Origin of the sequence: Candidatus Acidianus copahuensis, from assembly GCF_000632495.1 — an archaeon.
GTDB classification, from domain to species: Archaea; Thermoproteota; Thermoprotei_A; order Sulfolobales; family Sulfolobaceae; genus Acidianus; species Acidianus copahuensis.
Genome location: NZ_JFZT01000017.1, coordinates 96350 through 110391, shown reverse-complemented (window position 1 = coordinate 110391; position 14042 = coordinate 96350). Strand labels below are relative to the sequence as shown.

General features: G+C 35.8%; 16 protein-coding genes. 5 read left to right on the top strand and 11 right to left on the bottom strand.

Features of this window, described 5'->3' with window-relative positions; all coding sequences use genetic code 11:
- Positions 1–2 precede the first annotated feature (2 nt).
- Positions 3–1244 (bottom strand): 3-isopropylmalate dehydratase large subunit, encoded by a 1242-nt coding sequence (locus CM19_RS02260; RefSeq protein ID WP_048098821.1) that lies wholly within the window; start codon positions 1242–1244, stop codon positions 3–5.
- 33 nt (positions 1245–1277) lie between these two features.
- Entirely contained in the window at positions 1278–1460 is a 183-nt protein-coding gene (locus tag CM19_RS12715; protein WP_081801180.1) for a hypothetical protein, read from the bottom strand.
- Between the two features lie 134 nt (positions 1461–1594).
- Here CM19_RS12715 and CM19_RS02255 point away from each other — a divergent pair, with 134 nt between their 5' ends.
- From CM19_RS02255 to CM19_RS02245, 3 genes are all read left to right on the top strand, one after another.
- Positions 1595–2362, top strand: a complete 768-nt coding sequence (locus CM19_RS02255; RefSeq protein ID WP_048098820.1) for a winged helix-turn-helix transcriptional regulator — start codon at positions 1595–1597, stop codon at positions 2360–2362.
- A gap of 227 nt (positions 2363–2589) precedes the next feature.
- On the top strand, positions 2590–3357 hold the full coding sequence (locus CM19_RS02250) for an ion channel (RefSeq protein WP_048098819.1): 768 nt from the start codon (positions 2590–2592) through the stop codon (positions 3355–3357).
- Positions 3358–3484: 127 nt separating this feature from the next.
- A complete protein-coding gene (locus CM19_RS02245; protein WP_048098818.1) occupies positions 3485–4246 on the top strand; it encodes a hypothetical protein in 762 nt (253 codons plus the stop codon).
- 26 nt (positions 4247–4272) lie between these two features.
- Here the strand turns inward: CM19_RS02245 and CM19_RS02240 are convergent, their stop codons facing one another.
- The 3 genes from CM19_RS02240 to CM19_RS02230 are packed head-to-tail and all read right to left on the bottom strand — an operon-like array spanning position 4273 to position 7184.
- Positions 4273–6582, bottom strand: a complete 2310-nt coding sequence (locus CM19_RS02240) for a tRNA(Met) cytidine acetyltransferase TmcA (RefSeq protein ID WP_048098817.1) — start codon at positions 6580–6582, stop codon at positions 4273–4275.
- Entirely contained in the window at positions 6560–6832 is a 273-nt protein-coding gene (locus CM19_RS02235) for a MazG nucleotide pyrophosphohydrolase domain-containing protein (protein WP_048098816.1), read from the bottom strand. The genes CM19_RS02240 and CM19_RS02235 overlap by 23 nt, the downstream gene beginning before the upstream one ends.
- Positions 6822–7184, bottom strand: a complete 363-nt coding sequence (locus tag CM19_RS02230; RefSeq protein WP_048098815.1) for a hypothetical protein — start codon at positions 7182–7184, stop codon at positions 6822–6824. The genes CM19_RS02235 and CM19_RS02230 overlap by 11 nt, the downstream gene beginning before the upstream one ends.
- 33 nt (positions 7185–7217) lie before the next feature.
- Between CM19_RS02230 and CM19_RS02225 the strand changes: the two genes are divergently transcribed.
- Positions 7218–8642 (top strand): gamma-glutamyltransferase family protein, encoded by a 1425-nt coding sequence (locus CM19_RS02225; RefSeq protein WP_048098814.1) that lies wholly within the window; start codon positions 7218–7220, stop codon positions 8640–8642.
- Here the strand turns inward: CM19_RS02225 and CM19_RS02220 are convergent.
- From CM19_RS02220 to CM19_RS02195, 6 genes are all read right to left on the bottom strand, one after another.
- Entirely contained in the window at positions 8611–9519 is a 909-nt protein-coding gene (locus tag CM19_RS02220; protein ID WP_048098813.1) for a BadF/BadG/BcrA/BcrD ATPase family protein, read from the bottom strand. The two genes, CM19_RS02225 and CM19_RS02220, sit on opposite strands and share 32 nt — an antisense overlap.
- An 88-nt stretch (positions 9520–9607) precedes the next feature.
- Complete coding sequence (locus tag CM19_RS02215; RefSeq protein ID WP_048098812.1) at positions 9608–10681, bottom strand: TGS domain-containing protein; 1074 nt, start codon at positions 10679–10681, stop codon at positions 9608–9610.
- 1 nt (position 10682) lies between these two features.
- Positions 10683–11315 carry a ribonuclease HII gene (gene rnhB, locus CM19_RS02210; protein WP_048098811.1) on the bottom strand — a complete coding sequence of 211 codons (633 nt, stop codon included), beginning with the start codon at positions 11313–11315 and terminating at the stop codon, positions 10683–10685.
- The gene (locus tag CM19_RS02205; protein ID WP_048098810.1) at positions 11312–12013 is read right to left on the bottom strand and encodes a 60S ribosomal export protein NMD3; all 702 of its coding nucleotides are present in this window, start codon (positions 12011–12013) and stop codon (positions 11312–11314) included. Before CM19_RS02205 ends, rnhB begins: the two co-directional genes overlap by 4 nt.
- 5 nt (positions 12014–12018) lie before the next feature.
- Positions 12019–12315 carry a DUF424 domain-containing protein gene (locus tag CM19_RS02200; RefSeq protein WP_048098809.1) on the bottom strand — a complete coding sequence of 99 codons (297 nt, stop codon included), beginning with the start codon at positions 12313–12315 and terminating at the stop codon, positions 12019–12021.
- 5 nt (positions 12316–12320) lie between these two features.
- Positions 12321–12746, bottom strand: a complete 426-nt coding sequence (locus CM19_RS02195) for a translation initiation factor IF-2 subunit beta (RefSeq protein WP_171714836.1) — start codon at positions 12744–12746, stop codon at positions 12321–12323.
- Between the two features lie 36 nt (positions 12747–12782).
- Here CM19_RS02195 and CM19_RS02190 point away from each other — a divergent pair, with 36 nt between their 5' ends.
- Positions 12783–14042, top strand: coding sequence for a tRNA (N(6)-L-threonylcarbamoyladenosine(37)-C(2))-methylthiotransferase (locus CM19_RS02190; protein ID WP_048098808.1), 1260 nt, complete (start codon positions 12783–12785; stop codon positions 14040–14042).

Sequence of the window (14042 nt, the reverse complement as noted above, 5' to 3'; positions counted from 1 at the left end):
GTTTAATCCCTCGGGTAAGTTATTTTTCCCTCTAAGGCAGACATTGCTGCAACAGAAGGACCTGATAGATATACCTTCGCATCAGTACTTCCCATTCTTCCCCTAAAGTTTCTTGAACTGGTCGAGACAATTGTTTCACCCGGTCCAGCAACTCCAAAATGACCTCCTAAACATGGTCCGCAAGTCCCATACGTCACAATAGCACCTGCGTTAACCAGAGTCTCTATGTATCCTAACTCCATTGATTTCTTAAACATTTCGTAAGATGCTGGAATGGCTATAGTTCTTGCCTTTACCCTCTTCCCCTTTAGTATCTTTGAGGCAATCTCAAAATCGCTTAACCTCCCATTAGTACATGAACCAATGTAAACTTGATCAACCGGAATCCCTTCAACTTCACTAACTGTCTTCACGTTATCTACACTATAGGGAGCGGCAACAAGAGGTTCCATCTTATCTAATTCTATTGTATATTCATCTACGTAATTTGCGGCCTTATCAGGATATATCATTTGTGGTTCGTAGCCTCTCATTGACTTTATGTAATTTGCCGTTTCTTGATCTGGAATAAACATCAGAGCATCAGCGTTCATTTCTATTCCCATGTTAGAGGTAGTAGCTCTATAATCCATCGGAAAAGTAATGGGGTTTTCTACGTAGACCTCTATTGACATACCATTGAAATAGTCTGCTTTGAATTTACCTAGAAGTTCTAAAGCAACATCCTTACCAGTTATCCACTTTGCGGGCTTTCCTCTTAACGTAACCTTAAATGACTGAGGAACTACCAACCAGGTTTTTCCTGTAACGACTGCTGCAGCTATATCAGATGCACCCATACCCTGAGCAAATGCTCCAGTGGCACCGGATGTCGTAGTATGGCTATCCGCTGCAACTATCACCTGGCCAGGCAAAGCATATCTTTCTAAGAGAAGTTCATGAAGTATACCAAAATTTATATCGTGAAAATTTGGTAAATTCATTTTCTTAACAAAGTTTCTTATTATGCCTTGGATCTCAGCGCTTCTAATATCAGGAGGTGGGGCTAAATGGTCAAATGCTACGACTATCTTCCCCTTATCAAATACTTTCTCCATATTAGCTTTCTCCATTACTTCTATTACATGATAACCTGTCAGGTCGTGGAAAGCTACAATGTCCGTCTTAACCTCTACAACATCACCTGGAGATACATCTTTTCCAGCAGCCTTGGAAAGAATTTTTTCTGTAAGAGATTGTGGCATGATTACAACATTGTGTTAACTCAAAATAAGCTTTTAATTAGAAGAAGTTCGATTTTCGGAAATTTCTACGCTATTAAAAATGGTATAGCCCTTACCTTTGACGTAGGACACGAATATAAAACCGCATTCTGGGCATGATTTAGTTACTTTATTTCCTTCTTTCTCTAACTTTTCCTCAACAACTTTTTTACATGTAGGGCATGTTCTCCTTGCCATGTTAAAGTGCTTTTTACTTCATAATTTAAGCAAGAAGACATGATATTATCCACAAAGTGTAGAGAAAAATTGAGGAAAAGTGATAAAAAACTCTCTAACTAAAGCATATATCTTGAACTATCAGATAATTAGATATGGATAAAATAAATAATATGATTCTGTTTTATTTATTGAAAGATTTTAAGGCTTCTCAGCGAAGTATAGCAACACGCATAGGAATTTCGTCTCCCGCCGTAAATTATAGAGTAAATAAACTTTTTAGCGAAGGAATTATAAGAAAAGTTTCGTTATATATAAATCCTAATTTCTATGGAAAATATCACGGTTATGTATCATTTAAGAATACAAAGGATTGGAAGGGAGAATATATATTCAAAGTAAACTGTCTAGAGAAAACTAACATCTACGAAATAGAAGCCAGAACTCTTGAGGAACTAAACTCTAAATTTAAGGTAATGTCTGACGTTATGGGAGAACCAGCAATGATGTATATTCCTTCTCAAATCCCTCTAAATCCTTCTTCTTTTGATATAAAACTTGTGTCTTTACTTAAGGAAGACCCACAAAGAGATGCATCTGAGATTGCTGATTTAATGAAAGTTTCCACAAAAACCGTTAGGAGACATCTACGATACTTAGAAGGAAAAGGACTTATTAGACTAGTACCCATAATAGATATAGCTAAGGCGGAAATGTTCATGTTTGCAATATTTACTAGGAACATTGAAATGGGTAAAAAGTTCTTTTCTTCAACCTCTTTTAGGCAAATAACTGATGAGAAAGCTGGAATATTTGTAAATATTGCAGAGAACTTCTTAGATATTAAAGATAGATATTTCAAATTTAGAGAATTCGATGAGGATGCAGATCTAATGATAGCGCTATCGTATGACTTCTCATGAAATAACTCAGTGTAATAAATACCTCATAACTAAAGGCTTGTTCTTCAGATAGATAAGATGGAAACGTTATACTATAAATACGCTATATATTATTTTACAATAATGATAATATGTTTCTTCTAAAATCAGACTGATGGTTGACTTTCGATTTTTAGCTAGCTTAATATGCTTATGAACCTATAGCAGTAACTAAGAAACTTTTAATTTTTGGAATTAAAACAGATATTATGCTATTATCAAATAGATCTATCGCAGCATTAGGGTTACTTTTAGCTGTAGTAATTTTTGGAGTTTTAGGAAGCTATATACTTGGACAGTTTGGTCATAACTTTAATCAGAAAATGGATTTGGTAAATTCAATTTATTTTACAATTATAACTCTCTCTACAGTTGGATACGGTGACATAGTTCCAATAACACCAATAGCTAAACTATTTGTGGTTATACTAATAGTTTTTGGTATGGGGGCCTTTCTCACAGCTTTAACGAGTATCTCAGGAGATATAGCTAGTAGAAGAATTCTTGATTTTTCTACAAAGCTAACGTCAATTGAGGAGGAGTTCACTAAGGAGCAAATTCTCCTTATTGGAAGTGGATATGTTAATACTGCAATTGCTAATGAATTAAAAAATAACAAAACTAAATACATTTTTGCAGTGTCTGACAGCGTTATAGCTGATAAGCTTCAAAGAGATGGATTTAAGGTAGTTCAAATGGATCTTCTTTCAGAAGAAGAAATAAAGAAACTTCATCCTGATAGAGCAAAACTTATTGTAATAGACATGAACAATCCTGTAGATGCAGTGTACGTGATTCTTATCTTAGGGGATATAGCTAAAGATGCAAAAATGGTAGTAATAGTAAATTCTGATGATGCTGAAAGAAGGCTGTCGAGTGTTAAAAAAATGGTAAAGGATATTAGTATTATAAATCCGCAGAAGGAAATAGCGTTAGAATTACTTAGTAATATAAACCTCAATAAAAGAAATGAATAATTCCATTGAAACCAGAAACAAAATTATAAAAATATAACTAATAAGAACAGAGAATAATAATTGTTAAAGGACTTAGCTTAACTTACTCTTAAGAAGGTTTTAAAACCCATCCACAGGATGATATGATATGATATATGGAATAATAAGTTTAATAGCAGCAATTCTAGCTGGAATGACTATTGTATTAGGAGGGATTGTAGAAGGATACGGATATGGTCTATCCTTGGGTACAAATTGGCCATATACAAGAGATATACTTCAGACAGCCATGAAAAAGGATCCTGAGGCAATTCATAGAATAAGTGCAACCATAGTGGGTTTAGTGTCTCTCTCCTTCTTAATACTTAGATTCTCGCTTATTACGGTAATTGGTTTCTTAGGTGTAGTAGCCACAGCCCTTTTAGGTATGGCAACGCTTTATGTACTGGCAGGTAAACTTCCTTCTTATTTCCAAGGTCTTCATGATATTGCCGCATATAGCGTGTTCGCTACATATCTTCTTATATTCTTGAAAGGATTTAATTTCAACATAGTTGACTTTTTTGTTTATGCTATAATACCTCCTCACTTCCTTTATTTCGTTATATTTATGGGTGGAGTAGTTACTGGAATGAGAAAAATGAAGTTCGAAATAGGTGATGTTAGGAAACCAAAAAATAAGCTTCAGGCAGCATGGTATATCCACTCAATACTGGCAGCAATATTCTTTATAGCGCTAATAATTGAGGGTTTATGGTTAGCACTACTTTTTACTATTGCGGAAATAGGAGTTGGCCTATGGGTGTATAGTTCATCAAATAAAAATCCTGGAAAGCCTGGGCTTGCTATAGGCTTACATCAATTATTCTCAATACTAGTTGTAACATCTCTTATATTAGCTGCTATCTGATCAGTTGAGGTGCATCTTATCACAGATCATCGTGTTGTGAACTCATCACGGAAATCGTCTACACTAACTTCTAAGTCCATATCTACTTCCAAGTTATAATAATTTTTTAGCAAAGTTACTATTGAAGGATATATCATCTCACTAGCTTGAGACCTACTTATACCTATGGAGGATATCAAATAACCCCATGGTCTACCTTGCAACACTTTTCCTACTAGCATCATTTCCTCTTCTCTAGAAAGACTCCAATCCCTTTTCTCCCAGAAATATTTTAACACAAGAGCGTGGATAGCATCTGCGGAAGACTCGTATGGGCTAATCCCTCTTACAAAGGCTAAAGCCTTAGACAGATAGACCTTATTCACGTCAAATTTTTTAAATGCAACACTTCCACTTATTAGAATGGAAGCAAGTTCCGGAGACATGTTAAAGTATACGTCGTGAAGAGTGTTAAGCATCTTATCCTTAAGGATATAAGATGCAACGTAAACGGATCTCCTTGCTCTCTCAGAAATTGGCTTTACAACAACGACTGGGAAATCTCCAAATTTCTCGTTCTTCTTAGGAGATACATGAACTGGTATGAATCCGTTTTTTATCCAAAAGCTTAACACTTTCGGATCTCCCATGAAAGATGATCCTATCCAATCTAACCCTTTGTCTTTTGCATCATTAACTACCATATCTAGAAGTTTACTTCCTAATCCTTTTCCTTGAAGATCCTTTGTTATAGCAATCCTAACTATCCTCCATCCTTTCATAGTTCCAAAGTCTATAATTCTAGAGTGTTTTAGTAATCTATCTGGAATGAGATCTCCATCAAATGTTCCACCATTTAGACAGAATTTTATTTTATCCCCGTCTAATTCTCCTTCTTCTGCGACTTGAACTACGCCTATATATGAATCTTGAGCTGATAGAGCCTTTATTATATGATGAACGCCATCCCCCATAATCATGAGATCGTCTGGGTTGTTTCTATAGTGTGCAGTAACAAGAATTCCATAAAGTTGAGACAACGAATCGTCATTAGTAAAAACCATTTCTTTGTTAACAGTCTCATAAACTACAGTATCAAGCGATGATACCTCCTTTGGTTCTGCTGCCAATAGGAGTGTATCGTATAGCCATTTCTCTATTGGATCGTTTTGACCATATCTAATTGGTTTGTCCATAGTAACCCATTTTACCGCTATCTCCTTCTTCCTTATCGCCTCATTTAAGAATTTAAGAAAGGTTTTTCCGGAACCCTCGTACCCATGTACTGTTGTGACAAAGACTAGTTTTTTCCAATTCCTTATCACATTCTCTAAAAAGGCCATTCCTAAGGATGCAGTCTCGTCAACAACAAGTGTATCTCCTTCTTCTTCTATTACAGCATCGGGAGACCTATATTCTACCTTAAAGCCATCTCCAAAGACTGATCCTGGTAAGCCAGTATCCGAGTTCTTGACTTCATATTGTAAATCTAACGCTTCAAGACCTTTCATTAAAAATAACATTATTTGCGATGATGAAGCCAAAGAAGGAGCAGTGACGATAACCCTTGTCGGATAATCTTCCTGAAGATTTACGTGTATTAAGCCTGCTAAACCAAGACCTGTTGCTGAGCTCTTTCCCCTCCCTCTAGCTGCAGTAATTGTAACAATTCTTTTTCCTCCTCTAATTAGAAATTTTATGGAATCTATAACGTTACTTTCGTCCTCGCTTAAAGCTAACTGGTGAAGGATAGAAGGCATAAGTGGTTTTGTTGGATTTTTCTTCTCAGTTTTTACTATTTCGCCATCAAATGAGTTTGCATAATATTCTCCTCCAATTAAACAGAAAATACCCTTGTGATTCATCAACTCTCTCTTGAACCTCTCCTCGTAAAAATCTAATACCTTCCCCTTTCTTACTAAAGTACTTCTAAAGAGCTTATTGTTAATAAGATCATCAGTATACATTATTATTAACCCCCCTCCTCTAACTAGGTCGGTTAATCTTCCTATATAGTTAGGTTGAAAATTATCAACCATATCCATAATTACGACATCATAGGTGTTCCCTAGAATTTCATCAGTTGAAGAATAATCTACATCAATAAAAGATAATCCCCGTTCTTCAATTACCTCTCTAATCTTATCTCTCCTTTCCTTAGAGTGAACTACCCAGGGGTGAAACGCGTAAATAATACTTAGTTCTTTCTCTTGTCTAATACTAAAATATGTTGAAAGAACGTTAATTACTTCATTTATATAATCTTCACTCTCTATAAAAACTAGGTTTCTATAATATCTTTGCATAGAATCTTGTATGGCGTTAGCTAACTGTTTAAGGAATTCTTCCCTTTTCATTCGAACTTAAATTATACTTTTTCCTTAAAGCTTCTTCTATATCTATTCCCTCCAAGTTAGCCACAGACAAAGTCCACGCTACTACGTCAGCAAGCTCTTCCTCAATGCTTTCCTTTTTACCCGAAAGGAGAGCTTCCGCAAGTTCTCCAACTTCCTCAGTAAGCCAAGTAAATGTCGCAAAGATTCCTCTTTCTCTATCCTTATTTAAATACATTCGTTTAATCTCTTCTTGAATTTCCTTAATTTCCAAGTCCAGCTTCCCTCCTTATTATATTTATATCCTCTTTTTCTAGCTTAACTGTATATTCCATCTCTTCATTGAATTCCCTATCTACAAAGATTACCTTTATTTTCCCTTCTTTAGTAATCTTTTCTACAAACTTTTTCGACACAAAATATTCTATATATAACGGATTCTGAGGATTATCCTTTATAATATTCCTTAATACAATGTCTCCTGAAGTTCTGTCTATTTCAAGATCCGCTTGAGCATTTGAATTTCTAGGAAAATCAAGAGTCATACAAAGAACAAAGCTATCACAACAAACTATACAAGAATCTTCCTTAATACTGTTTTTAACATCATCAGGGATGTTTAGCATTAATGATATTAACATTCAAAAATAAAAAGATCTATGCAAGTTGCTGTTGGGGAAAAAATAGTAACCTCTCAGAATTACCTCGCAACACATGTAGGCGCAAAAGTTCTTGAAGATGGAGGAAACGCTTTTGACGCTACTATTGCAGTAAGTGCTGTTTTGTCCGTTGTCTTACCTCATACTAGTGGATTGGGTGGAGACGGATTTTTATTCGCTCTTACGCCAGAAGGAATTATAGCGTTTAACTCTTCTGGTTGGTCACCAAAGAACTTAAAGAAAGAAAAAATAGGAGAGAGAGATCCTAATTCAATTGTAGTTCCAGGCTTGGTTGATGCCTGGAACTTTATATATAATGAATATGCTACTATGGACTTATCCCGTCTTTTATCTCCAGCTATAGCTCTATCGACTAATGGTTTTTATTTAGGTAAATCATTGTATAAGTCTATTTTATCATCTAGTGGACTAGGAGATACTTGGAAAAAGACTTTTGGGGATAAAACTTTTGGAAGTAAACTAAAGTTGCCTAGACTAGGTAATGCACTTAAGATTATCTCTAGAGATCCCAGAGATTTTTACCAAGGGAAATTAGCTGAGGAAATAGTTATTGGTTTAAGATCTAACGGATCTACAATGGAAATATCAGACTTCTCTGAGTTTCATGGAGAAAAAGTTAAAATGATAAGGACGACGTATAGAGACTTTAACGTCTATGAGTTTCCTCCAAACAGTCAAGGTATTACGACATTGGAGATACTAAAAATGTCAGAGATCAAAGAATTATGGAAGAGACCTTATACTGATTACGAAAGAGTTAATGATTATATAAAAATACTTTCAATAGCTTATGCTGATAGAGACAATTACGTAGCAGACCCACGATTTTACCAAATACCCGATCTGCTTGATGAGATAAGGCTAAAAAATGCCCTTAAGGGAAAAGCCAAGACTAATATTTTATCTGATGGAGATACAACTTTCTTCGCTATTTCTGATGGAGAAAACCTTGTAGGATTTATTCAAAGCTTATTCTACCCTTTTGGTTCAGGTATAGTTGTCAATGATATTGTTTTCAACAATAGAGGATTTGGCTTTACAACGGGACATAATCAACCTGAAGGTAGAAAAAGACCAATGCATACTCTGTCAATTCTTTACGCTGAAAGAGAGGGTGAAGAACTATTAATTGGATGTGCAGGAGGAGATCTAAGACCGCAAATACATTCTCAAGTTTTTCAATATTATACAGATTATGGAATGGAGATTGATGAAGCAGTACACTCTCCTCGACTAATTATGACAGGCGATAAAATTATGGTAGAAAAAAGATTAGAGATTCCTTTCCCAAAACTAGACTTTATGGTACCAGATGTGGGAATAGTGCAGGCAATAAAGAGAAAAGGAAGTTATACTATAGGAGTAGCAGATCCTAGAAGCGAAGGCGTCGCTCTTCCGGTATAGTAAGGCAGCCAGCTTCTTTAAATGCTATCAATAAAGAACCATATTCTGGTGAGAATTTCTTCATCATTGCTTTTATTCCTGATTGACTCAAGAACTCTGAGAAATATTTCAAGAATAAACTCGAGGAAAACATTCCACCGCTCATATAAACCTCGTTTATTTTCATTTTCATAGACATGAAAGTTACTGAATTAGCTAAGTCTCGAGCCGCACTCTCAATGATTTTTATAGCTACCTCGTCTCCCTTTGATGCTGCCTCGTCAACAACCACAGATAAAGATGCAATCTCATTGACCTTATGGCCTTCATAATATGCCCATCTAATAAGCTCATCAATACTAGATGCATTTATTCTGTCCATTAGTAAATCTCCCATTATTGTTCTTTTTATCCTTCCGTCTAACATTTTTACCAATGTTCTTAATGCCTTTCTTCCTATCCAGTAACCTGATCCCTCATCCGAAAGAAGCCATCCAGCCCCTCCTACTCTTATCCTATTTTTACCATCATATCCTACTACTACACTACCTGTCCCTGAAATTACAATTATTCCAGGTTCACCCTTAGTCTCTGCATAGAGAGAGACAAACGCATCATGTTCCACAACTGTCTTTTTACCTATTTCCTTTAACGCGGGAACAAGTATCTCGTAATCATATTTAGAATCTAAACCAGCTACACCTATACAAGCTACTTCAGGCTTTACACCACCACTTGCAGTATATACGGCGTCTCTAATGTTCTCAACTGCCAATTCTAGGCCTATGTTATGAAAATTTCCTGGACCAGTCTCAGCTTCTCCTACAAATCTCCCGTCACATGTATAAGCTAAGGCTGCAGTGGAAGTTCCACCTGCATCTACACCAACTAGAATCATAATATAATATATAACCTAATTGTAAATAAGTTTGTATGGAATCAACATCAAATAATTAAACAGATGTATAACGATATGAACTATTTAATCACTTAACGTGAATTTCTACAATATCCTTATCTTGTAACACATGTTCTTCTCCAACTTTTTGACCAGGAAATTTTGCTGATTTTCCCCAAACCCTTGCGTACTTGAAATTCTCGAAAAGAGAACTATGTAGCTTTTTAGCGACATCTAAAACAGTTGAACCTCCCTTTAGTATCATTGGATCCTTAGAAGGTTCCTCCCATGGTTCCTTAGTATATATTCTTATCACGTCTAAACTATCAAAAAGATACTTACTCAGATAATCTATCTCATAAGGTGTAATTACAGGAATATTATTTACAGAAAATTTTCTCAAAGAGAAAACAACAGTAGGTTTATATGAAATACCCTCAAATAATGACTTCTCTACATCATCCAAGCTAGCTTCACCCATTATTTTTATTATAGCTGACTTTATCCCAAAATCCCTTATATAGTCCCTTATCTCATTCTCATTTGTTCCAATCAATTTTCCCATATTTATGATTCTTATTCCCTCTTTTCCACTTCTTAGCCTTTCTATAGCTACCTTACCTCTAGGTTTCCCAAGAATTACATTATTAGAGTCCAAGAAATCCTTAAACCTTAAAAACTCATTCTCATCTGCCACGACCATGAAAATGGAATCAGCGTTCCTAATTAGACCCATTATTTTACCAACGATCAGCCTAGAACCCAAAATAATAGATGGTGGATTAACTAGTTGAATCCCTACATCTTCATAAAAAGTCATGGAAGGAACGGGTAAGTCTCTTGGATCCTGTTTAACGTTTGTTAGCTTTCTAATCAGCGGATCCTTAAGTTCTGATCTACCTAAAACAACTACTTGACCAGCTCCTTCTTTTTCTACAAAAAATGACACTCCTCCACTCTTTGACTTCTTTCGTTGTTTCTCGCTTTCCTCCTTAAGTTCCGCTAATCTTCTCTTTGCCCAATAAACTAAGTTCTCTGTCCCTTTGTGTTTAGGAACATAGCTCAAAAATTCTTGAATAGCTTTAATCTTTTCTTCAGGAGTTTTAGCATCCATGACTTTTATCCACTTGGCCTTAGCTTCGGCAGGTAAATTTGTGACCACATTAAATCCCCTTTCTAGAATAGTAATTTGGAGCTAGATCAATTAAAGACTTCCAACTCCTCCTTATAATTTTTGGAGGCTGAGATGTGGAAGAATATGTATCTATAATCCACTTCCTAGTTTTCGGATCTGATGGATAACCACTCCCAAAATCACCATATTTTTCCTTTAACGAATCAATAATTCTGTCTCTAAAAACTTTAGCTACTATGCTTGCAGCACTTACTTCGGTAAATCTTTCATCTGCTTTAAACTTTACATTTTCGCTTATTCCTAGATCTTGAATCTTACGTATTACAATATCCTCCTTACCAACCCTATCTACGCTTATCAAATCTACTTTAAAACTAGAAGTTACAATATCTATAACCTGGATAACTCTAGAATAAGTTATATCATTCAAGTTAATTGAATCTATTTCTTCTGGAAAAGCCTTGGTCACTACAACAGCCTCTGCTGACTCAGTAATTATGTGTAGAAGATGCTCCCTTTTTTCCCTTGTAAGTTTTTTACTATCCCTAACACCAACAGCCTTTAGTAAGTTTTCTTTATTACCTTCAATTAGTACACCAGCTACTATCATAGGACCTATGATGCAACCTCTACCTGCTTCATCTATTCCTAGCTTTTTCATACCCTCAACGATATAACAAGTTTTGCGTCTCTTTTACCATCCTTAAGACGTTCCTTTTCGAAACTTTGTACAACCTCAGCTTTAACCATCGATGTAAATGAGGAGACTAACCTTTTTGCAACTGTCTTATTAATGAAGTAATAATCTATTCCATCCTTACTCTCAACTACATCACTTACAGCTTCAGCTGCGTCTCTAGAAAAGAAAGACTCAAATAGAACTCTCTTTTCTTGAGAGAACTTTTCTTTTCCCCTTAACTGTATTATTGCCTCATAATATTTTCCTCTTTTCCTTATGCATGACTCACAAATTACCTTTATCACTTTTAGTTCTACATCTTGAGAGAAGTTTATAGTTTTATTTCCAATCATTCCTTCCATATTAATTCTAACATAAGATCTCCCTCCCCTATCCATCCATCTTTCGCCTGGTTCTATCCTAAAATTCTTAATGTTGGGATCAACCTTGATGCTCTTTGCCAATTCGTGTAATATAACGTCGTTTACAGCTTCATCTTCACTCTCAGCGCCTCTTTCCCATCTTCCATTAATCCACTCTGAGTAGCAAAGCTTGCATATTTTCCCTTCTATAACCTTAGGCAAATTAGCTGGATTTCTCCTTTGTACATAGCAGTCTGAACACATTCTGTCTATTAGATCAACGTCTTCTTTACCACATACTATGCAGAACTTGTGCATACTTATCACAGATTATATATCTGGGCAAACTTAACTCCTTGTACTTCCAATACTCCGTTTTTATGAACGTAGCCTCTCCTAATAGCCTCGTCTACAACTCCATTACCTACAAGGCTCACAACTGTAGCCTCATCAAATAACGAGAAAGCATACTCCAAGTCTACTTCTTCTCCACCATAAAATTCATGGTTGATAGTGAGTATTGCTCTTTCATCCCTAAATTCTTTACCTAGTAAATCTTTTTGACATACGTTCACAAGGACGTTACTATCTGCTCTTATGACGTTTAATACAACCTGCATGAGTATCACAAAGGCTTAACCGGAGTTGTTGCCCCACATGCTAAGCATTTTATATACCACACTTTTCCTTCCTTTTCTAGTATAGTATCTAGACTTTTGCAAGTACTGCACTGAACGTAAGTCTTGAGAAATCTCTCCATTAAAGTGTTTATAATTGATGAAGAAAACTTTCCCTGAATTGCTAACTGTCCATTATCTCCTAATGATCCTGCTGCCGCTATCTCCTTTAATAAATACCGCATACAGAGCTTATCTTCTCTTCTAATTCTATCACAATATTCACTAAAATTCCTTATAATAGTAGAGTTACCTACATTTAGTATTATCAGCGTAGGAAGATTCTGAGTCTCTTTCTCTTGAGGTTTCTTAGGAAGCTTAGTGTAAAGCCTATCCAGTAAATGTGTATATTCTTTTGACACTCCTTTCCACAAAGACTATAAAAGGAAAAGAGGTTTAAATGTGTAATTATGAAGAAGGTATACTTTGAAACTTACGGATGTGCGCTAAATAAAGGAGATACTTACATAATGATGACCTTATTAAGTGAAAGTGGACATCAAGTAGTTCATTCTCCACATGATGCAGATGTCATTGTTATAAATACATGTGACGTTAGGCTAGAGACTGGAGAAAGAATGAAGTCTAGAATTAAGGAACTCAAGTCTATGGATAAAAGGCTAGTTGTTGCGGGATGCTTTGCGGGAGCAGAACCTGCAATTGTTAAGGAACTTGCCCCAGACGCTTCGGTTATAGGCCCCCAAGCTATAGGAAAAATAGTTGATGCTGTAGAGGGAAAAATCAAGTTTGATATTTCCTCAGACAGAACAGAAGTAACTCCTAGAGTATTTGAAGGAAAGATAGCTATAATCCCTGTAGCGGATGGCTGTGCTGGAAATTGTAACTTCTGTATTACGAAACTAGCCAGAAAAACTCTAAGAAGTTATTCTCCCCGTAATATCGTAGATGCTGCAAAAAAATCGATAAAAAGCGGAGCAGTAGAAATTGAGCTAACAGGACAGGATGTAGCTGCTTATGGCCTCGATTTAGGAGGTCAAATAAAGCTTCCAGATCTAATTGAACAAATTACATCGCTTGAAGGAGAATTTATGGTAAGAATAGGTATGATGACTCCTGAACAGTTTGTTAGAGATATGGATAAATTATTAGATGCAATGAAGAGAAAAAAGGTCTATAAGTTCTTACATTTGCCTGTTCAGAGCGGAGACGATAATGTTCTAAAAATGATGAACAGGAAGTATACAGTAGATGAATATAAACAGATCGTGAAGGAGATTCGAAGTAAGCTTCCATTATCAAACATTACAACAGACATAATTATAGGCCACCCAGGGGAAGATGAAAACGCGTTCAATAACACTTTACAACTTATGGAAGATCTAAGGTTCGAGAGAGTGCATCTTGCAATGTACTCTATGAGACCTAATACTAGAAGCGCATCAATGCCCCAAATACCAGATAAAGAGAAAAAGAGAAGGATGGAAATAGCGTACAAAACTTACGAAGAAATAGCGAAAGAGATTCATAGGGAATACGTTGGTAAAAAATGCAGGATTATTATAACTGAGGTTGGAAAGAGAGATTCAATGATAGGGAGAACAGTGAACTACATCCCTGTTGTAATAAAGGATAAAGCTAAACTCGGTGAGTGGTATGATATTCAGATAACAGATTACTCATTCTTTGACCTATCGGGAAGTTTTGCTTAA